At 38.7% G+C, this 21416-nt stretch carries 14 protein-coding genes; 10 read left to right on the forward strand and 4 right to left on the reverse strand.

The window, feature by feature from the left end:
- Positions 1 to 543: 543 nt before the first annotated feature.
- Positions 544 to 681, reverse strand: coding sequence for a hypothetical protein (locus ACSQ6I_RS06020; RefSeq protein ID WP_323310188.1), 138 nt, complete (start codon positions 679 to 681; stop codon positions 544 to 546).
- A 283-nt stretch (positions 682 to 964) separates the two neighbouring features.
- On the opposite strand from ACSQ6I_RS06020, the gene ACSQ6I_RS06025 reads away from it, so the two are divergent.
- Positions 965 to 1516, forward strand: a complete 552-nt coding sequence (locus tag ACSQ6I_RS06025) for a GNAT family N-acetyltransferase (RefSeq protein WP_438889464.1) — start codon at positions 965 to 967, stop codon at positions 1514 to 1516.
- A gap of 114 nt (positions 1517 to 1630) precedes the next feature.
- Here the strand turns inward: ACSQ6I_RS06025 and ACSQ6I_RS06030 are convergent, their stop codons facing one another.
- Entirely contained in the window at positions 1631 to 2542 is a 912-nt protein-coding gene (locus ACSQ6I_RS06030) for a histone deacetylase family protein (RefSeq protein ID WP_438889465.1), read from the reverse strand.
- Positions 2543 to 2583: 41 nt separating this feature from the next.
- A complete protein-coding gene (locus ACSQ6I_RS06035) occupies positions 2584 to 2802 on the reverse strand; it encodes a hypothetical protein (protein WP_438889466.1) in 219 nt (72 codons plus the stop codon).
- Positions 2803 to 3116: 314 nt separating this feature from the next.
- On the opposite strand from ACSQ6I_RS06035, the gene ACSQ6I_RS06040 reads away from it, so the two are divergent.
- The 9 genes from ACSQ6I_RS06040 (at position 3117) to ACSQ6I_RS06080 (ending at position 20488) form a co-directional block, all read left to right on the forward strand.
- Entirely contained in the window at positions 3117 to 6020 is a 2904-nt protein-coding gene (locus tag ACSQ6I_RS06040; RefSeq protein WP_438889467.1) for an NHLP bacteriocin export ABC transporter permease/ATPase subunit, read from the forward strand.
- A 336-nt stretch (positions 6021 to 6356) separates the two neighbouring features.
- Positions 6357 to 6518: a hypothetical protein gene (locus ACSQ6I_RS06045; protein WP_438889468.1), complete on the forward strand. Its 162-nt coding sequence runs from the start codon at positions 6357 to 6359 to the stop codon at positions 6516 to 6518.
- 633 nt (positions 6519 to 7151) lie between these two features.
- A complete protein-coding gene (locus ACSQ6I_RS06050; RefSeq protein ID WP_438889469.1) occupies positions 7152 to 9557 on the forward strand; it encodes a two-partner secretion domain-containing protein in 2406 nt (801 codons plus the stop codon).
- 95 nt (positions 9558 to 9652) lie between these two features.
- The gene (locus tag ACSQ6I_RS06055) at positions 9653 to 10690 is read left to right on the forward strand and encodes a cyclic nucleotide-binding domain-containing protein (protein ID WP_438889470.1); all 1038 of its coding nucleotides are present in this window, start codon (positions 9653 to 9655) and stop codon (positions 10688 to 10690) included.
- Between the two features lie 60 nt (positions 10691 to 10750).
- Positions 10751 to 12232, forward strand: a complete 1482-nt coding sequence (locus ACSQ6I_RS06060; RefSeq protein WP_438889471.1) for an NHLP bacteriocin system secretion protein — start codon at positions 10751 to 10753, stop codon at positions 12230 to 12232.
- Positions 12219 to 14408: an NHLP family bacteriocin export ABC transporter peptidase/permease/ATPase subunit gene (locus ACSQ6I_RS06065; protein WP_438889472.1), complete on the forward strand. Its 2190-nt coding sequence runs from the start codon at positions 12219 to 12221 to the stop codon at positions 14406 to 14408. Before ACSQ6I_RS06060 ends, ACSQ6I_RS06065 begins: the two co-directional genes overlap by 14 nt.
- A gap of 554 nt (positions 14409 to 14962) precedes the next feature.
- Positions 14963 to 17611, forward strand: a complete 2649-nt coding sequence (gene gyrA / locus ACSQ6I_RS06070) for a DNA gyrase subunit A (protein ID WP_438889473.1) — start codon at positions 14963 to 14965, stop codon at positions 17609 to 17611.
- A 16-nt stretch (positions 17612 to 17627) separates the two neighbouring features.
- Positions 17628 to 19190 carry an apolipoprotein N-acyltransferase gene (gene lnt / locus ACSQ6I_RS06075; RefSeq protein ID WP_438889474.1) on the forward strand — a complete coding sequence of 521 codons (1563 nt, stop codon included), beginning with the start codon at positions 17628 to 17630 and terminating at the stop codon, positions 19188 to 19190.
- Positions 19191 to 19555: 365 nt separating this feature from the next.
- Entirely contained in the window at positions 19556 to 20488 is a 933-nt protein-coding gene (locus ACSQ6I_RS06080; RefSeq protein WP_438889475.1) for a cobalamin-binding protein, read from the forward strand.
- A gap of 2 nt (positions 20489 to 20490) precedes the next feature.
- Here ACSQ6I_RS06080 and ACSQ6I_RS06085 read toward each other — a convergent pair whose 3' ends face one another.
- Positions 20491 to 21213, reverse strand: a complete 723-nt coding sequence (locus ACSQ6I_RS06085; protein ID WP_438889476.1) for a class I SAM-dependent methyltransferase — start codon at positions 21211 to 21213, stop codon at positions 20491 to 20493.
- Between the last annotated feature and the right edge of the window lie 203 nt (positions 21214 to 21416).

The raw sequence follows: 21416 nt of genomic DNA on the forward strand, positions 1-21416 counted from the left end.
CTGCCCTTGATAATTAGCGGGCAAGATGCCCGCACCACAAGAAATATGTGTATATTTTTTTATTTGGAAGTCCTTTTTGTCTTCAATTACAGTTTTATCAGCCCAACCAGCACACATTCCTGAATGTCTGGATGCGATCGCAATTACAAAACTTCATTAAGGAATATTTATCCGAGAAAACACAGAAAAGATACAGCGGTCTTCTTTACTAAAAAAATATATTTCTGAATAATAGTAATTATGTACTGTAAAAAATATTTTTGCTACTCTCCAGCAATGGCATTTAGTCAGCCAATTTTCTGTATAGAGTCATACCCCTGATTCGTCATCAATGAAGAAAAAATCAAGCTTGTTTTTTTCCTTCCCCTTATTCCCTGGTATAAATAACCGTCCCAATAGCGGTACAGTTACCTGCGGGGTTTATCACTTCCAGGTAAACCTGCAACGCTGTGAGACTTGTAGGGCTTGCTGTTCCCATGATTAACACGAAGGGAACACGTACAGAGAATTTTTTGGTTGCTGAAGCACACCTTGAAAGTGAACTTAGTGTTCTCCTGTTTTTTCAATCGTCTCAATCACTGCCAAACCTATACTCGAAGCTGCAATTAAAAGAATTGCTGAGATCAAATAGGCATTGGTCAACATTCGGAGGGCATCGTCAAAAAACATATAGGTGGTCATTTGTTCACCTTCAGAACTTTAAGCGGCTACTAGTACTATTAATGTCTCAGCATTCAGATGGATTGATCTTGCTGATTAATCCCTAGCAATAGCATCTTAACAAAACTTTAGCTCTTTCAGGAGATCATGACAAATTTTTATCGCTAAAGATTTGATGAATTTAGCCCTGATTTGGTGAGAGACAATACAGAAAAATACTATAAGTAAAAATAACGCCACTCCTAAGTACCGTAAGCCCTTTTATAATTCCGTGTCATTGATTACATCTACCGAGAGGAAGATCATGGAATATTTACATTTGGCAATATCCACCAATCGTCTGTTATTACAGCCGATATCACTTAAATATAAAGAAGATATTTTTCGAGAATTCACTCCGGAAATTACAACTTATTTATATGCTGCCCCACCTAGAGAAATTGAAGATACTGAATTTTTCATTAATGAATCTTTACTAGAAATGCAAAAAGGAGAGAATTTAATAGTTGTGATTTTAAAGAAAGATTCTCAAGAATTTTTAGGCTGTAGTGGCATATATAAAATTAATAGTAAATCGCCGCAAATGGGAATTTGGTTAAAAAAATCAGCACATAATCAAGGTTATGCTACAGAAGCAATTAGATCATTGAAGCAATGGGCTGATGCTAACTTAGATTACAAGTATCTAAGATATCCTGTAGATCGTGAAAATGACCCCAGCCGAAGGATTGTAGAAAAGCTAGGAGGGCAAATTTATCTAAAATATAAGCATATTAATTTGAGTGGCAGAATCTTAAATATACTTGAGTATAGAATCCACAAATCAGTAGATATACTGCAAAAGGGTGAAATCTGAACTTATGTCATACTGAGCGTAACGTAGTGCAGCGAAGTATCTCGGAGATTCTTCACTTCGTTCAGAATGACACTTTTAACCCGTTTTTAGTATATCTATACTAAAAATACAGCACTAGGCTAAACAGCGTTCAATAGTGGCAACTACTGATTTTGATAATGATGATAAATCATAGCCACCTTCTAACCCAAATAAAATTTTGCGAGTTACACCTAAACAATATTCTGTGAATAAACCAAAATCTTCAGGTTGCAAATTGACACTTGCTAAAGGATCATCTGCTAAAGCATCATAACCAGCACTAATAATCAGTAAATCTGGCTGAAACTTATTTAAAAAAGGTAAAATCAAACTTTTCCACAGGGGTTGATAGGCAGTAATATCACTACCAGGGGGTAAAGGTAAATTGAGAACATTCTGATGTAAACCTTTTTCGGAAGCTTTCCCAGTACCGGGATAAGCTGGATATTGATGTAGAGAACAATATGCAATTTGTGAGTGAGTCTCCACTATCGCTTGAGTACCATTCCCATGATGTACGTCCCAGTCCAAGATAGCGACTCGGTTAACTCCTGGTTGTTGTAAAGCATATAAAGCAGCAATAGCCGCATTAGAAAATAAGCAAAATCCCATTCCTGCATCACTTTCAGCATGATGTCCCGGTGGACGCGCTAATACAAAAGCGGGATTTTCTCTGGCTAAAACCACATCTACTCCATCTAACCAAGCGCTAACCGCTAATAAGGCCACATCATAGCTACGGGGAGAAACTGGGGTGTCTCCATCTAAATAACCACCACCTGTAGATGCGATCGCTTGTAGTTTGCTAATGTATGTTGCAGTATGGGCAGTTTCTATCCAAGACATCAACCCTAATTTGAGGGTAGGAGATAGCCATTCTAGTTTTTCAGCAAAGCTGGTATTTTTCAAAGCATTGACAATTGCCCTTAAGCGTTCCGGTTTTTCGGGATGATAGCGTCCGGTTTGGTGTTCTAGAAATTCATCAGAATATATGACTGGTAGCATGGACTAGAAAAGTCAAAACACTGAATCTAATTCTAACCTGACTAATCTTTACTTAAGCCAGTCATGTCATTATCGGGTTCGTCTACCATTTCGGGAACTAAAGCTGGATTTCCGCGTTTCTCCATTGCTGATTGTTCTCGGATGACATCATCCATTTTTGGTGGATGTTTAATTTTGTCTAGTAACTCTGGACTTAATTGTGATGCTTCTTCTTCAGGGTTCAGCTTTTCGGCTTGATTGGGAACTGTTTCTTGATTCATGAATTTTTTCATAACTTTACCAACCTAGCCTAAACAATCTGATTGTTAAATTTACCTATCTATAGGCTTAATTGTGATCTGAAAATTCATCAGCTAAAAGACTTAGAGAACTCCATAAAAGAGATGATCCAATCTTGTGGGATGGGCATACTATGGCTAACGCCACGCTACGCTATCGACAAGCTCAGTACAAGTCCTGCCCGTCCTTATATTCTTAGCAGGTTTTTCAGTCTGCACCACAATAAATTTTGGGATATTTTTTATTTGAGAGTCTCTTAGTAACATAAAATAATTTTTGACTTGGTTGAATATTTATGATTAAAATACATCAAATTAAAGGAAATAAACCACTTCTTCTAGATACTATTGAAAAAGTATGGTTAGTAAAATCAGGTTCTTTGGCACTTTTTAGTACTAAAGTTGAGGAGGGAAAACCTATAGGAAATCGCCGTTACCTTTTCTGTGTTAGCCAGGGAGAAGCTGTATTTGGATCTAGATTATGGCATGAACCAGAAACTAATACTCAATGCGGTATTTTAGCCATAGCTTTGGAAGATACAGAACTTGAGTTATTAGAATTGAGCAATATGATTGCAGGGATAGAGGAGAATACAGCAGAAACTCTGCAATTTACGAATTTAATAGAAAACTGGCTCGGTAATTTAAATCAACTGGTGATAGGAGAATCAAAACCAAATGTGAAAGTTGTAGTCAAAAAAGATTTAGAACAACTTTCTTTATCACCTGGGGAATTTTTACAAGCTGCACATCAATCAGTAATTTGGGTGCGAGTGTGTGAGGGTGATGCTTTGTGGATGGGTAGAAAAGATTTCTCTTTAGATGAGAAAAAATGGTTTCCAATTACTTCTGTAACTTGGTTACAACCGATTACACAAATTGAAGTTGAGACAAGTATGACTGCGGATTTAAATTATAAACAATTACTGATTGGACTAACTCATTTTTATAATTATCTTCATAACTATTTTTATCAAATCTCGTTAAAAGAGACAGAATCGAAAGTGCAGAATTTGCAAAAGCAGCAACAACTTAATCATGAAAATATTCGGGCAGCACTCTCAAACTTTGCCTCTAATTTGATACAGCCACAACAGAGATTTGAGAGAAAAGAAACACCATTATTAGTTGCGGCTGGGGCTGTTGGTAAAGCTATGGGAATTATGATTGTTTCCCCCAAATTATCAGAGAAAAATCAGCGTCAAAACAAAGATATAGTAGAAGCGATCGCTCAAGCTACCCAAATTCGTACCCGTAAAGTCATATTAGCAGGAGATTGGTGGCGAAAAGACAATGGGCCGTTACTGGCGTTTACTCAAGCCGAAAATCGTCCAGTGGCGGTGCTAATTGACAAAAGTCAAGGCGATCGCTACTTCTTATTTGATCCAGAACTACAGACTCACACCTTGGTTTCTGAACATATAGCCACAACTTTAGCACCAGAGGCTTATATGTTTTACCGACCTCTACCATCGGTAGTCAAGAAAATAACGGATGTGCTGAAATTTGGCATCGAAGGATTTGAAAGAGACGTTTTTGTACTTATAGCCGTGGGGATAGTGGGGACATTATTGAGCATGATTACGCCCCAGGCTACAGCTATTTTGATTGATACAGCCATTCCCAACAGCGATCGCTTCCTCCTCATCCAACTAACTGTAGGATTATTAGCTGTCAGCTTTGGTAGAACTATTTTGAATTTATCCCAAGGTTTAATCTCCCAAAGAATAGCAGAAGGAACTGGCAGTCACATACAAACGGCAGTTTGGGATAGATTACTGAGATTGAAACCCTCCTTTATTCGTCAGTTTAGTAGTGGCGATATGCTACTGCGAATCATGTCCGTCAGCCAAATTTACAGCATGATTAGCGGTGCAATTCAACGCACTCTTTTAAGTGGAGTATTTGCCCTATTAAACCTGGGACTAATGTTTATTTACAGTCCCCAACTAGCTTTAGTTGGAGTTATAGTTGCCCTAGTAGGGATCAGTTTTACCATCTTCTCCAGCTTGATATTATTAGCCCAAGAACGCCAACAGGAAGCATTGATTGGTCGCATTCAGGGTCTAGTGGTGCAAATGCTCAACGGAGTTGCCAAAATACGAGTTGCAGCCGCAGAAACAAGAGCATTTACTATTTGGGCAAAAAGTTACAATCAGCAAATCCAGTTTAGCAATGAAATTATCCGCCTCAATCACATAGTTTCCATATTTAATGAGCTAATGTTACCAGTTAGTTACCTGCTACTTTATTGGTTTGGTTTTACAGCTATGCAAAGCAGTTTGATGGGTGAAGGGAATTTGACATTAGGCACATTTTTAGCTTTTAACGCTGCATTTGGAACATTTTTCGCCGGGGTAACTTCTCTCAGTAATACTTTAGTGGGTATCGTCCACATTATACCTTTGTGGCAACGGGCAGCATCAATTTTACAAGGGGAATTAGAATCTGCATCTGATCAAGCCGAACCAGAACCTTTACAGGGGCGTGTAACATTAAAAAATGTGAGTTTCCGCTACCGTCAGGATGGACAGTTGATATTGAATGATGTCACTATTAATGCTGAACCAGGAGAATTTATAGCCATTGTTGGCCCTTCAGGAAGTGGTAAATCAACACTATTACGCTTACTCTTAGGATTTGAAACTCCATTAAAGGGAACAATATCCTATGATGATCAAGATTTAGCCCAGTTAAACCTCTCCGCAGTCCGGCGACAATTGGGAGTAGTGCTGCAAAATAGCAAAGTCATGCAAGGGTCGATATTTGATAATATCACCACCGGGTCATTTGTGACTATGGAGCAAGCTTGGACAGCAGTGAGGATGGCAGGTTTAACCGCAGATATCGAAGCCATGCCTATGGGAATACATACCTTAGTTAGCGAGGGTGGTAGTAATATTTCCGGTGGGCAATTGCAGAGGTTAATGATTGCGCGATCGCTCGTCTTTCAACCGAAAATCATCCTCATGGACGAAGCTACCAGTTTTTTAGATAATCATACCCAAGCGATCGTCACCGAAAATTTAAATCAATTGAATGTCACCAGAATCGTCATTGCCCATCGTCTTAGCACCATTCGTCATGCAGACCTCATCTACGTTATGGAAGCCGGTCAAATTGTCCAGTTTGGTTCATTTACAGAACTGATGCAACAACCAGGACTATTCACCAAACTCGTTGCCCGACAACTAGACTAAACCGGAACAATTAATTTAATATACAGCGACTTGCAGGTTGTAAGAAATTCAAAAAAAGCATTATTTAAGATGGATGGTTTTAATGCTGCTTACCTAGTCTACTACTAGGCATATCCTACAAAGCTCCGGTATTTAAAGATATGATGAAAATTTATGTTTATGAGTGAGAATTCTGATTCCCTCATAGTATGCTATCTATACACAGATTATATAAAAATTTTGCTCTTAAGCAAAAATACTGTGTCTCATGACAGAGAGATAATCTGGCAAAATATCAACCTAGAGATAGAGTTGACAAATATAAATCAATAAAATTAACTGGGAGAGCAAATAATCATGTCTAACACAATTGAGCCAAAGTCTAATTTAGATATATCTCAACCATCTGAAGCAACAGATATAAAACAAGAGCAAGAAGACTTGGAATTGAGTGATGAGCAATTAGAAACCTTTGCAGGTGGTAAACCCCAATCCCCACTTGCCCCAGTAGATGTCTAAGTCTCATCTAGTTACTTATCTTATATTTATCTGATGGTGTAACAAACTTTAACCCATCATATTATTTTCATATATTCGGGTGTATTAGGGCAAAGTCCTTAATACACCATATTCATATAAGTAGGTAAGCACAATAAAACCAAACTGTGTAAAGAAAAGTAAACAAGACTAAAACCCTTTTTCCCCCTGCTCCCGTTCGGCTACGCGGTAGTTGAGCAGTTCGGCAAGCTCACTGTAAGACTTGTCGAAACTCACGGCAAGCCTGCCCCCTGAGCGTAGTCGATAGCGTAGCGTTAGCCATAGGGCTGCCTGATCCCAACGACAATTTTTAACGCCAACCTACTTGTAGCAGTGTCCAATTGAGTGAAATACAGTCAGTAAATTGCCAAACCTGTAGGGGCAGGGTTTCCCCGCCCTCGATTCTATTGCATCCGACAGATAACCGCTATAAATCTTTTTTATTACTACTTCATCTAATTATTACCTTTAATAAAATTATTGAGAATTGCATCTTTAAGGAACGTTTAAAAGAGCTTTGCCAAGTGCATGAAATTAGATTTGAAGTAAATAAATTTATTGAGGATGGCATAAAAAATTCATGCATTGCAATTACTATCAAGACCATCAAAAATCATGAAAAAACTTGTGCCACGTCGTCATCACTTGCATTTATGGTGTATTAGTTTTCTGCCATCCAGTGTCATACTACTAAACAAATCCACTAAATTAAACGTAAAATCTATTTCCTACAAAGAGAGAAGCTTCGATTTCATCTGGCCACTTCATCAAAGAGGTTGGGTAGTTAAATCTATTGCATATTTGTTAATTTTAACCTCCTTATCAACACAAAAAACCTCAGCACAACTTACTCCTGATACCACCCTGGGAACTGAAAACTCCGTCATGACCCAAACCGTACATAGCCAGGGTATGAGTATTAACCGCATTGATGGCGGTGCTGCTCGTGGTGCTAACCTTTTCCATAGTTTCCAAGAATTCAATGTTGAGCAAGAAAGAGGTGTTTACTTCTCTCAACCCGCTGGTATTGAAAGAATTATCACAAGAGTCACCGGTTCTCACCCATCTCAAATCTTGGGAACTTTGGGGGTATTGGGCAATGCTGACCTGTTTATGATTAATCCCCAGGGAATTATATTTGGTCAAAACGCCAGCCTAGATATCAAAGGCTCTTTTGTAGGCAGCACCGCCAGTAGTATCAACTTTGAAAATAGTATCCAATTTAGCGCCATTCATCCTGATGCCAAGCCTTTACTGAGTATTCATGTTCCCCTTGGCTTACAATTTAGCTCCAGTTCCGGCAGCATCACCAACCTGAGTAAACTGGGTCTTCAGGTAGATTTAGGGCATACATTTGCTTTAGTTGGGGGTGATATCAGCTTTGAAGGTGGTGCAGCAACTGTTGAAGGCAGAATTGAATTAGGAAGTGTTGGTGACAACAGTTTAGTCAGTCTCAAACAACTAGCTTTAGGTTGGGAATTGGGCTATCAAGGAGTACACAACTTTAAAGACATTCTTATATCTCAAGGCGCTGCAATTGAAGTAAAACATAACCCTAACTCAACTTCTAATAGTCAAGGTGTTGATGTAATTACAATTCAAGCAAAGAATTTAACTATTAGTGATGGTTCTTATATTTTTGCCGAAAACTTTAATCCCATCAATACACCCAATTTATTGATCAACACATCTGAATCTATCAAACTGATTGGAGTTGGAGCAGGCACTAATTTCGGTAGTGGCTTATATAATCAGACTTCATCTGGAAATAATGCGGGAAACATCATCATGGAAACCCAGCGACTAATTATTCAAGATGGAGGTGTAGTATCTACTAGCACCTTTGGCGATGGCAGAGCAGGTGATGTGACTATCAATACCTCAGAGTCTATAGAAGTGATTGGTTCTAATCCAGATCCCAGAAATGGTGTTGGTATTTTTTCAGATGCCAGTAATGGGAATGGAAGTAGTGGGAATTTGACCATTTATACAAAACGATTAATTATTCAAGGAGGGGGAGCAATCACAACATCCACAAGGACATCAGGTAAAGCTGGTTCTTTAGACATCACTGCGGAAGAATCAATTGAACTGATAGGTGGTAATAAGACTACTGGCTTGTTTGCTAATAGCTTGGCTGTAGATAATCCTGGTATTGGGGGTAACTTGGATGTGACTACAAAGCAGTTGAGCGTCAGCGACGGAGCAACGATCACAGTTAGTAATCTTTTTGGGCAGGCAGGTAACTTAACAGTAACAGCAGATAATCTATTGATGAATCAAGGTAAATTAACGGCGAATACCAGCGCCAGTGAAAGCGGAGAAGGTGCGAATATTACCCTATCTCTGCAAAATTTATTGCTGATGCGGAATCAAAGTCTAATTTCCGCACAAGCTTCTGGTTTAGCTAATGGTGGTAATATTACCATTGATGCTAAAGATGGATTTGTTGTAGCGTTATTTTCAGAAAATAGTGATATCATTGCCAACGCTGACAAAGGCAATGGCGGTAACATTAACATCACAACACAAGGGATTTTTGGCATAGATTTTAATCTCCAAAACACTGAGTTTAGCGATATTACAGCTAGTTCTCAGTTTGGCTTGAATGGTCAAGTAACCATCAATACCCTAAATATTGATCCCTCTCAAGGATTAGTCACATTATCTACTAATGTGCTTGATACCGCCAATCAGGTTGATCAGAGATGTGTTACTAGTGGAAAATTTGCACTCCAAAAGAATCAATTTACTATTACTGGCAAGGGCGGATTTCCATCTAGTCCCAGTGATTTATTTACAGGTACAACAGCACTAGTTGACTTAGTAGATTTAGTACCCAATCAGCGCAATAATAGAGATATTCAACCTGTTGATGTTAGTATCATTCCTCAAAAAGAGATTTTGGAAGCACAAGGATGGGTGATTGATAATCAAGGTCAAGTTCATTTGGTTGCGAAGGCAGTAAATACTCTGCCTATTAGTCCTATACTTCCTTCACTTTCTTGTTCTCAACCCTGATATCAAAACAATTCTGGATCATGCTGTAATTTGAAGATTATTGATAATTCTAAATACTATTCATTCTTTAGTTCTGAACCATAAAATTGCAACTTATGAAACCAAAACTTTCTCCTTTTGGTATTTTGCAAGAGCAAGATATTCAATGGATTTTAGATCAAGGCATAAAGAGGGAACTAGCTGTTGGTGATATCTTAATTAAAGAAGGAAGTTATATTCATAATCTGTTTATTATTTTAGAGGGAACTTTGTCAGTCTTTGTCTCCCAGCAGTCTGAAGCAGATAGGGAAAATCCTGATCAGGAAATTGCTAGAATAACACAAGGAGAGATAGTCGGAGAAATTTCTTTTTTAGATAAACTACCAACATCAGCCACAGTCAAGTCATTTGAAAATTCAGTGGTTTTATCTTTATCTTGGCAACAATTATCATCTAAACTAAATTATGATTTAGGTTTTGCATCTCGTTTTTATCAAAGTCTTTGCATTTTGCTCGCGGAAAGAATGCGGAAAATTACATTCCTTTTAGTTAGCCGCAAAGTATTGTCTAATCCTCCTCTGAGAAAAGTCCTATTTGTATTTGGAATTTTAGATGATATTGATATTGATTGGATACTCGCCACAGGAAAATTGTTGCAATATTCACCAGGGACAGTATTACTTCAACAAGGAGAAACAGTAGAGTCACTTTATATCCTTCTTGAAGGCAAATTAGCAGTATTTTTGGAAATCATTGAAAATGAAGTAAAAATTATTAAAGAAGTGGCTCAATTACCACAAGGGGAAATAGTAGGAGAAATGTCTTTTGTGGAAACAGGAAAAGCTTCTGCCACAGTAAAAGCATCAGCAATATCACTCTTATTGGCAATTCCTCAGCAGAAATTGAGAACCAAACTAGAGAATGATATGGGATTTGCATCCCGTTTTTATCGGGCAATTACAGTAGTGATTACAGATAGATTACGAGAAAGAATGATTAGCAGAGGTTATCGTAATGTGGCATATATTCAAAGTCAATCTGTCTCTGAAACTATGGAAGATGAAGATGAACTGAATTTGGATACTTTGGAAAATACAGCATTAGCTGCAACCAGATTTAATTGGCTATTAAAACAAGTCAGAAATAGTTATTAGGATAACAGTTTATAATCTGGCTGATAAACACTCATCTATGATCGCCGCATATCTAAAAAAATGACTAATGATAAAAATAAAAATCTATTCCGAAAACAAGCACTAGATCATTTATCTTCCCCTGAGCAATTAGATCTACTAATTCATATTATCAAACCTCAAGATTGGCTACATTTATCTGTATTAAGCACATTATTTTTACTAATTATTATTTGGATGTTTTTAGGGAGAATTCCTATCTCTGTTAGTGGCAAAGGAGTATTAATTTATCCTCGTCGCATAGTAGAAATACAATCCCCTATTTCCGGACAATTAAAACAGTTAAATGTAAAAGTTGGGGATTGTGTCAAGAAGAATAATGGCAATGAAATTGAACAGCTAGAAGAAGTAATAGCCTTCATTGATCCAATTGATCTCAAACAACAGCTACAACAGGAAAAAACTAAATTAGAGGTATTACAACAACAAGATATTGAAGCTACTAATCTCGAATTGCAAAAAAATCAACTAGAAAAATTAGCACTACAACAACAGAGAGAAAGTTTACAACAACGGCTGCGAGATAATCAAGTTATAAGTCCTATTCTCAAAAATCAAACTAATAGTGCTATCCAACAGCGACAAGTAAGTTTGCAACAAAATCTCAAGGATACAGAAGCTTTAGTTCCAGTATTTCGGGAGAGACTAGAGAAAAGGCAAGAACTATTTACAAAAGGAGCAATCTCTAAAGATGGAGTATTAGAATCTGATCAACAATATCGACAAAATCTACAAAATATATTTAACATTAAAGCACAGCTAAAGCAATTAGATGTAGACATAACTGCCACAGAAAAACAATATATTGATAATGTCAACAATCTATCTGAAATACAAGTTAAGTTACAAGAAATAACCACAAAAGAAAAAACTCTCAAACAACAAAATCTCACTGACGTAATTAACAGAAAAAATCAAATTTTACAAAATAAACAAGAAATTGACACCCTGGAACAGAAAATCAAAAACAACAGCACTATTAAAAGTCCTTATACTGGATGTATTCTTGAACTCACTACCACTAATGGACAAGTAGTTAATACTGGAACTAGCATTGGTTCTCTAGAAATAAAAGCAGCAGCGTCTGAAAAATTAGTAGGAGTCACATATTTTTCTGTGGGAGATGGTAAAAAAATTAAACCTGGAATGGAAATTCAAATTACCCCTACTACTGTGAAGCGAGAACAATTTGGGGGTATTGTTGGTAAGGTAATATCTGTGGCAGCTTTTCCAGTTACTAAACAAGGTGCTGTGAATGTGCTTGGTAATAGTGAATTGGTAGAAAGTATAATTGCCAAAGCTCAAGAACCGCAAATAGAAGTATGGGCTGAATTAAAACCAAACTTTACTAATTTTAGCAGTTATGAATGGTCTTCTTCGACTGGGCCAACAAACTTAAAGTTATCTTCGGGAACAACTACTAAAGTAAAAATTATTTTAGAACAAAGACAACCTATCACATTTATTTTACCATTTTTGAGGGAATGGAGTGGCATCAATTAATCCCTTACAGAGTTTCTGGCAACTCATTAAATATTCGAGAAAGAGGGTCAAAACACCAACAGTGCTGCAAATGGAAGCGACTGAATGTGGTGCAGCTGCACTGGGTATTATTCTTGCTTATTATCAGCGCATTGTCCCTCTGGCAGAACTACGTCAAGAATGTGGGGTATCTAGAGACGGTAGTAAAGCTGCAAATATCCTCAAAGCTGCCCGACGTTATGGAATGCAAGCAAAAGGTTATAAAAAAGGTCTAGAATCTTTAGAAAAAGTTCAATTTCCTTATATTGTATTTTGGAATTTTAACCATTTTTTAGTAGTAGAAGGATTTAGCATCAATTGGGTTTATCTTAATGATCCAGCTAGTGGTAGATGCCAGGTATCTAAGCAGGAATTTAACGAAGCTTATACGGGTATTGTACTAGTAATAGAACCAGGAGAAGATTTTAAAAAAGCTGGAGAAAAGCGCAATACTTTTTTGGCTTTATACTCCCGGCTCAAAAGTTCCTATGATGCTTTACTGTTATCCATTTTAGCAGGAGTTCTGCTGACCTTAACTCGGTTAGCCTTACCTGCAATTGCACAAGTTTTTACAGATGAAATTCTCATTCAAGGGCGGGAAGAGTGGCTAAAACCTTTATTGTTGGCTATAGTAATTACCGCTATACTTCAAATTTTAATAGGGCGATTGCAATTACTATATTTGCGGCGATTAACTATTAAATTATCAATGGTGATGACAGGTAAATTTATCTGGCATATTCTGCGTTTACCTATCAATTTTTATGCTCAACGGTTCACTGGTGATATTAGTAACCGTGTGAATTTGAATAAAAATGTAGTCAATGGTTTAAATAATATCAGCACGACAATCATTGATACATTAATGTTGGTATTTTATGCAGTGATGATGCTCGTTTATGATCAAGTTTTAACGATCATGACCATCAGCTTTGCTGTACTTAATCTTCTAACTTTACAGATAGTGAAAAGATTTCGGGTAGATGCAAACTTAAAGGTAAGTCAAGAACGAGATCAACTTTATGGTTTTGCTACTAGTGGGATTCAAAATATAGAAACTGTGAAATCATCTGGGTTAGAATCAAGTTTATTTGCTAAGTTTGCCGGATATTATACTAAATTCCATAATGCCCAACAAAAACTAGATTTACAGAGTTTATATTTAAACCTCTTACCAACAATTTTCAGCTATCTTGCAACTACTATCATTTTAGTAGTAGGAGGTGTGCGAGTGATGGAAGGTAATATGAGTATGGGAATGTTGATTGCTTATCAAACCTTGGTAACTAGTTTTCTGCAACCAATTAATAGTCTAGTCAATTTTGGTGCTAATTTGCAACTTTTAGAGGCTGATTTGGAACGTCTGGACGATGTTTTTAATAATGCTATTGATCCTGAAGTTACTAGAGAATTAGTGATTAAAAATGATGATATTTCTTTATTAGAGGGACAGGTTGAGTTACGTAATCTTACTTTTGGCTACAATCATCTAGAAGCGCCTTTGGTTGAAAATTTTAACTTGATTGTCAAATCAGGACAGAGAGTGGCATTAGTGGGAGGGAGTGGTTCTGGTAAGTCTACAATTAGCAAACTAATTACAGGGCTTTATACTCCTTGGTCAGGGGCAATTTTGTTTGATGGTATTCCCCGTCAACAAATTCCACGTTTGGTATTAGCAAATTCATTGGCAATGGTGGAACAAGATATCTTTTTGTTTGAGGGAACAGTTAGAGATAATTTGACTCTTTGGGATGAAAATATATCAGATGCTGATGTCATAAAAGCTTGTCAGGATGCGGAAATTCATAGTTTGATTATGTCTTTACCAGGAGGATACAATGCTCAATTAAGTGAGGGTGGTTTGAATATTAGTGGGGGACAACGCCAACGTTTAGAAATTGCTAGGGCTTTAGTCAGAAATCCGGTGATTTTGGTGATGGATGAAGCTACAAGTTCTTTGGATGCGGAAACGGAACTAATTATCGATCGCAATATTCGTCGTCGTGGTGTATCTTGTATTATTGTTGCCCATCGTCTTAGCACTATTCGGGACTGTGATGAAATTATTGTGTTAGATAAAGGAAAGGTGGTGCAACGGGGAAGTCATGAAGAATTGCGATCGCAAGCAGGAACCTATAGTTCTTTACTAGATAAGTAAAAATTAGCACTTACGCACTATCCAATTTGGGCCTAATATCAATCAATGATCATTGGTTATTACATAATGACTACTTATTAGTAAGGTGCGTCAGATGTAGGAAATCTGTTAATTGTGCCAAATTATCGAGTCTGACGTGGTTGGTGAGCTTGCCGAACCACACCCTACAAGAGACTGAATCCATACTTGATATTTGGTATTTTCTGTCAATGCATAAGTCTGAATATGATTAATTTATTGCCGTTATTTTTGGCTAAAAATATTGGCTTTCAGAATAAATAAATCCGAATTAATGTATCAATAAAAAATATCAAAGTATTAATTTAAACTCTTGTATTCTAACTTCTCAATTTGTCTTGAACATCTGATAGAAGATTTTAATTTTAAGTTTCTATTGGATTAGATTTTTGTAGAGCTACTCTGGCCACAAACCAGGATAAATATATGTTAAAATTATAGCAAAATATGACAATTATTCAAGACTAATTTGACATAATTTTGTATTTTGTCAAGTACAAAGGCTAAAACCTGCATTTTTTGGAGTTTTGTAGTTTATGACAACCTCACAGGAGAGGATTATCCCGACGGATTTGCGAAATGAAATGTCGCGATCTTATCTGGAATACGCCATGAGCGTAATTGTAGGTCGGGCGCTGCCAGATGCCAGGGATGGTCTAAAACCTGTGCATCGACGCATTCTCTACGCCATGCACGAGTTGGGTTTGCTACCCGATCGCCCTTTTCGGAAAAGCGCCCGTGTGGTGGGGGAAGTTTTAGGTAAATTTCACCCCCACGGTGACACGGCTGTGTATGATGCGTTGGTGCGGATGGCGCAGGATTTTTCGATGCGATCGCCTTTAATCAACGGACATGGTAACTTTGGTTCCGTAGATAATGACCCGCCGGCGGCAATGCGGTACACAGAATGTCGTTTGCAAGGTCTAACCAGCGCCGCATTATTGCAAGATATTGAATCAGAAACAGTAGATTTTGCCGATAACTTCGACGGTTCCCAACAAGAACCGACTGTTTTACCCTCACGTATTCCCCAACTACTACTCAATGGTTCTTCTGGGATTGCGGTGGGAATGGCCACAAACATTCCTCCTCACAACTTAGGAGAAGTGATTGATGGGTTAGTGGCACTAATTCACAATCCAGAAATCACCGAAATCCAGTTAATGCAGTATATCCACGGGCCGGACTTCCCAACCGGGGCGTTGGTTTTAGGAACAGCAGCAATTAAAGAAGCTTACACCACTGGGCGCGGTTCCATTACCATGCGTGGCGTTGCCAATATTGAAACTATTGAACAACGGGGTAGACCAGAGAAGGAAGCAATTATCATCACAGAATTGCCTTACCAAACCAACAAAGCGGCATTGATTGAAAAAATTGCCGAGTTGGTGAACGATAAGCGCATTGATGGAATTTCTGATATTCGGGATGAGAGCGATCGCGATGGGATGCGAATCGTCATAGAATTAAAACGCGATGCTTATCCCCGTGTTGTTTTAAATAACCTTTACAAACAAACCCCACTGCAAGCCAACTTTGGCGCGAATATGTTGGCATTGGTGAATGGTGAACCCCAAATCCTCACCATCAAAGACTTCTTAACAGTCTTCCTCGATTTCCGCATTGAAACCATTAACAGACGTACTCGTTACCAACTGCGAAAAGCGGAAGAACGAGATCATCTTTTACAAGGTTTATTAATTGCCTTATCACATTTAGATGCAATTATCGTTTTAATTCGTCATGCACCTGATGCACCCACAGCCAAAGGTGAGTTAATCACAACCTATGGACTTTCAGAAGTACAAGCAGATGCAATTTTGCAAATGCAATTGCGACGATTAACAGCCTTAGAAGCCGATAAAATTCGTCTGGAACACGAAGAATTACAAAACGTAATTGCCGATTTGCAGGATATTTTGGACAGACGGGAACGGGTGTTAGAAATTATTGAAACCGAAATTGCCCAAATCAAAACTAGCTTCGCTACACCCCGACGCACACTCATTACCCACGGTGAAGGTGATCTAGATGATCTTGACCTTATTGCTAATGAAAAAGTCCTGATTCTGATTACCAAACAAGGCTACATCAAACGGATGCCCGTGAGTACCTTTGAAGCCCAAAGCCGTGCTACAAGAGGCAAAGCCGGGGCTAAAGTCAAAGAAGATGACACCATTGAGCATTTTTTCACTTGCTGCGACCACGATAGCGTACTATTTTTTAGCGATCGCGGTGTCGTCTACTCAATGAGAACCTATCAAATCCCCCTTGGTTCTCGTACCAGTCGCGGTACACCCATCGTGCAGATGTTACCCATCCCCAAAGAAGAAAAAATCACCTCCATCGTCCCTGTAGACGAATTTAGAGACGATGAATATTTGGTCATGCTCACCAAAGGCGGTAACATCAAAAAAACCTCATTGGCAGCATTTAGTCACATTCGCGCCAACGGTTTAATTGCCATATCCTTAGAAGAAGGCGACCAACTACGCTGGGTACGGAGAGCAAAAGTTGAAGATAGCGTCATTATCGGTTCCCGTAACGGTATGGCTATTCACTTCCGCTGTACCCAAGAACAACTGCGTCCCCTCGGTAGGGCGACTCGTGGCGTAAAATCCATGAAACTCAAAAAAGGCGATGAATTAGTGGGAATGGATATTCTTCCAGCCGCAGTTCTCGAAACTTTGAATACCGAGACAGAAGCGGAAATCGAAGAAATTCTCGAAACCGAAGAAATTCTCGAAACCGAAGAAATCATCGAAACCGAAGAAACCGCAGAAGTACCCAACAACAGTACTGGCCCTTGGGTGTTAGTAATTACGATGGGAGGATATGGAAAGCGCGTCCCAGTTGGACAATTCCGACTCCAAAATCGTGCCGGTCAAGGTTTAATGGCCACCAAATTCAAAAACCGCAAAACCAAAGACAAATTAGCAACTTTGCATATTGTCAACAACGACGAAGAAATCATGATGGTAACAAATCGCGGTATCATTATTCGTCAAGCTGTGAATGCAATCTCCGTACAATCACGTTCAGCTACTGGGGTGAGAGTGCAACGTTTAGACGAAGATGATGCTATTACAGGAGTAGCGATTGTTCCAGCGGATACGGGTGAAACTGTTGAAATTGGTGAAAATGGCGAAATTGCTGAAATTGGTGACTTAGAAGCAGCCGAATAACGATAAAAGATAAAGTATGAAGTATTTGGAAAAAAAGCTGTTTTCATCCTTCCACCTTTACACTTTATCCTTGATCAGCGGGCTGTTGATGGGGGTGACAGTCGCCCCCGTCGGTGCTTGGGTTTTCGCCTGGTTTGCCCTTGCACCATTATGGGTATTGGTTGTTAAATATACTAAAAATACAAGTCCCCCTGCCCCCTGCCCCCTGCCCCCTGCCTTTTTGTGGGCGATCGCATATCATGGATTTGCCCTATCCTGGATTACTGGTATTTATCCAATGGATTGGTTGGGTGTTCCCCCTTTACCAGGTTTAGCAATCACTCTTTTTTGTTGGTTATTTATTAGCCTATGGGGAGGAATATTAGTCTCCCTTTGGGCAGCTTTGATGGTGCGGTTAAAACTACAAAAACCGTGGTTGCGTGTATTGGTTGGTACGGCTTTATGGTGCGCCTTAGAAAGTCTTTGGAGTGCAAGTCCTTTGTGGTGGAGTTCTTTGGCTTATACTCAATCACCACACAATCTGGTAATTTTACATTTGGGTCAATTGTCTGGTACTAGCGCTGTAACGGCGGTTATTGTGGCTGTTAATGGGTTGGTTGCAGAAGCTTGGATTTATTTTTGCACGCGGAGACGCAGAGGCGCAGAGGAGGAAAGAAGAGTTAATTTTTACTTAATCTTGGCGATTACAATATTTATAATATCTCATATTATCGGCTTTGTTTTCTACACTCAACCTCTTACCCAAAATGTAGATACAAATTTAAAAATCGGCGTTATTCAAGGTAATATTCCTAATAAAATTAAATTACTTCCTGAAGGATTTAACCGTGCAATTACAGGTTATACTCAGGGATATTTAGAATTAGCAAATCAAGGTGTTGACGGAGTTCTCACCCCAGAAGGTGCGTTACCTATATATGAAAGCAATTTCAGTAATACGCCTTTATTTGATGCAGTTAAACAAAAAGGTGTGGTTGCTTGGATAGGTGCTTTTGGAAAACGGGGTAAAAGCTATACAAACAGTTTATTTACCATTGTTGGTAATGGAGAAGTTACCAGCCACTATGATAAATCTAAATTAGTTCCTTTGGGAGAATATATTCCTTTTGAACAAATTTTAGGGGCGCTTGTACAACGTTTATCACCATTAGATGAACATCAAGTTCATGGTTCACCAAATCAATTTTTTGATACTCCCTTTGGCAGGGCAATTGTAGGGATTTGTTATGAATCAGCCTTTCCAGAAATCTTCCGTCGTCAAGCTTTAAAGGGTGGGCAATTTATTCTCAGTTCCTCTAATGATGCCCATTATACATCTGCTATGTCAGACCAACATCATGCCCAGGATATCATGCGGGCAATTGAAACCGATAGATGGGCTGTTAGGGCAACAAATACGGGATATTCGGCTTTCGTTGATCCTCATGGCAGAACTTTGTGGAAATCTGGATATAACACTTACGAAACCCACGCAGAAACTATTTATCGTCGTCAAACGCAGACTTTATATGTGCGTTGGGGTGATTGGTTGATGCCTTTGTTGTTGGTTCTGGGGTTTTTGGGGTGGATATTCCGATGATTTTTATGGATTTTTTTCTCCTGCTGCTAAAAAATTTGCCAAAGAGGAAGTAATGGTTATTACTGTGACTTTTGTTTTTTGAGGGGGGCTTCTTTCCCCGTGTTTTTTTACCACATCTCATCTTCAACTGCCTTGTCACCCGTTAAGGTTCCCTATATTCAAATTAATAGTAAAATTAGTCACTCACTCCTGTTAGGCTTTTCTAAGCCGTAATTTTTGAAGATATCAGCGTGTATATTCCCCTAAAGAAAGATCCCCACATTCTCAAATTATGTAATGATAAATATAGAAATACCTGTTAAGAAAACTGAAAAATAATTTCCAGTCTTAACTCCTGAACTCCTATCTCTATAGGAGGTGGAATCATGATAGATAACGATATAAGAATTGTATCTTTAATTCCCAGTGCGACGGAAATTGTCGCTACTCTGGGTTTATCTCAAGCTATTGTAGGGCGATCGCATGAATGTGACTACCCCCCGGAAATAGCCAATCTTCCTGTTTGTACGGAATCACGGTTAAACGGCGATGATTCCAGCGATACCATTCACGACGGCATAAACCATATATTCCAATCTGCTCTGAGTATCTACAAAATCAAACTGGATGTTTTAGAGAAACTACAACCGACCCACATTATTACCCAAAACCAGTGTGATGTATGTGCTGTCAGTTTACCAGAAGTAGAAAAAGCCGTTGCTGAACTTACCCATAGTTCACCCCAAATTATATCCTTGCAACCTAACACTCTAGAGGATGTGTGGGGTGATATTGAGCGAGTTGGTCAAACCTTTGGTATAGATTCCGTAAAAATACTAGAAAACCTAGAAGCACGAGTCAAAATTTGTAATCGTAAAGTCCAAGGACTGTTTATAACAGAAATGCCTACAGTCGCTTGTATTGAGTGGACTGATCCTTTGATGATTGCTGCTAATTGGATTCCTGAATTAATAAATTTAGCAGGGGGACAAACTTTGTGTAGCAGTGTGGGTAAACCTGCTGCTCGCTTGCACTGGGAAACATTGGTAGCTAGTAATCCCGATGTGATCATCTTTATGCCCCGCGGCTTCGATTTACAAAGGACTCAGCAAGAAGCCAAATTGTTAACCCAACGTCCAGAGTGGGACAAACTACACGCTGCTAAAGCTGGTAGAGTTTTTATTACTGACGGTAATTCTTACTTTAACCGTCCTGGCCCCCGCCTGGTAGATTCTGTGGAAATTTTAGCAGAGATATTGCACCCAGAGATATTTGAATATGGTTATAAAGGTATTGGTTGGGAACCTTTAAAAAACTAAAATCAACCGATCCAACCACCAAACACAGCAAGACCATAATATTTCCAAGGTACAGCTACAGTAGCAAAACCAGCCTTTTTTAGCATTTTTAAGTTAGTGTCCAGAGTGGCTAATTGGTCTTGACTAGAATAACCGTGAGTATCAGATTTACCCACTTGATGACGACGAATTTCTGCTAAATTTATTCCTTGTTGATTTGCCCATTCTACTCTTGCTGTTTGGTATATTTCTGCTAAGGCTGGTGTTTCTGGGAGAGTGGGATCAGCATTCCAAAAACAGCCTTGAGGAATGAGATTAATAGCAATTTGTTGAGTTAACCTTAGTTTCATTTCATCTGTAAGATGGTGAATAGCTAAAGATGAAACACAAGCATCAAAATCTGTACCTATCTCTAACCTTTCTGGATAATTTGCCCATTCGCCAAAGTCTGCTTCAATACCAGTCCATCGGTTTTCAAATCCGGCAGTAACAACTTTAGCATGAGCAAATTTTATCATGCGTGGTGAATAGTCGAGGGCGATAACTTCAGCCCCTGGGAAGTGGTTGAGGATTTTGAGACTGAGTTCCCCAGTACCACAGCCCAATTCTAAAATGCGATGAGTTTGCACAGGTAAGCAACGAATAATTACCTCTAACATTTCATCATAGCGGGGTAATAGTTGGCGGATACCTAGATCAAAATCTTTGGTATCGGCGAATACTTCACCGGGAAATATTTGTGTCATATTGGTGGTTATTAAATTGATTAGAGAACTCCACAAAAAAGATGATCCAATTTGTGAAATCAAAATGATTTTTCCTCCCCCTGCTCCCTGCTCCCTGCCCCCCTGCCTTTACAAATACGGGATATTTTTTTATTTGGAAGTCTCTTAATGTCTTCCTGGCTGTGGAATCTACTTTTACTGGTGCGGCTGTTCCGCAGAATTCT

The sequence above is a fragment of the Anabaena sp. WFMT genome, from assembly GCF_051781005.1.
Classification (GTDB): domain Bacteria; phylum Cyanobacteriota; class Cyanobacteriia; order Cyanobacteriales; family Nostocaceae; genus Anabaena.

Excerpts from the sequence above, each read along its gene's own strand:
- ACSQ6I_RS06025 (WP_438889464.1), top strand. The coding sequence starts at position 965 with ATGGAATATTTACATTTGGCAATATCCACCAATCGTCTGTTATTACAG.
- ACSQ6I_RS06030 (WP_438889465.1), bottom strand. The coding sequence starts at position 2,542 with ATGCTACCAGTCATATATTCTGATGAATTTCTAGAACACCAAACCGGA.
- ACSQ6I_RS06060 (WP_438889471.1), top strand. The coding sequence starts at position 10,751 with ATGACTAATGATAAAAATAAAAATCTATTCCGAAAACAAGCACTAGAT.
- gyrA (WP_438889473.1), top strand. The coding sequence starts at position 14,963 with ATGACAACCTCACAGGAGAGGATTATCCCGACGGATTTGCGAAATGAA.
- ACSQ6I_RS06085 (WP_438889476.1), bottom strand. The coding sequence starts at position 21,213 with ATGACACAAATATTTCCCGGTGAAGTATTCGCCGATACCAAAGATTTT.
- ACSQ6I_RS06045 (WP_438889468.1), top strand. The coding sequence starts at position 6,357 with ATGTCTAACACAATTGAGCCAAAGTCTAATTTAGATATATCTCAACCA.
- ACSQ6I_RS06080 (WP_438889475.1), top strand. The coding sequence starts at position 19,556 with ATGATAGATAACGATATAAGAATTGTATCTTTAATTCCCAGTGCGACG.
- ACSQ6I_RS06035 (WP_438889466.1), bottom strand. The coding sequence starts at position 2,802 with ATGAATCAAGAAACAGTTCCCAATCAAGCCGAAAAGCTGAACCCTGAA.
- ACSQ6I_RS06055 (WP_438889470.1), top strand. The coding sequence starts at position 9,653 with ATGAAACCAAAACTTTCTCCTTTTGGTATTTTGCAAGAGCAAGATATT.
- ACSQ6I_RS06020 (WP_323310188.1), bottom strand. The coding sequence starts at position 681 with ATGACCACCTATATGTTTTTTGACGATGCCCTCCGAATGTTGACCAAT.
- lnt (WP_438889474.1), top strand. The coding sequence starts at position 17,628 with ATGAAGTATTTGGAAAAAAAGCTGTTTTCATCCTTCCACCTTTACACT.
- ACSQ6I_RS06050 (WP_438889469.1), top strand. The coding sequence starts at position 7,152 with ATGAAAAAACTTGTGCCACGTCGTCATCACTTGCATTTATGGTGTATT.
- ACSQ6I_RS06040 (WP_438889467.1), top strand. The coding sequence starts at position 3,117 with ATGATTAAAATACATCAAATTAAAGGAAATAAACCACTTCTTCTAGAT.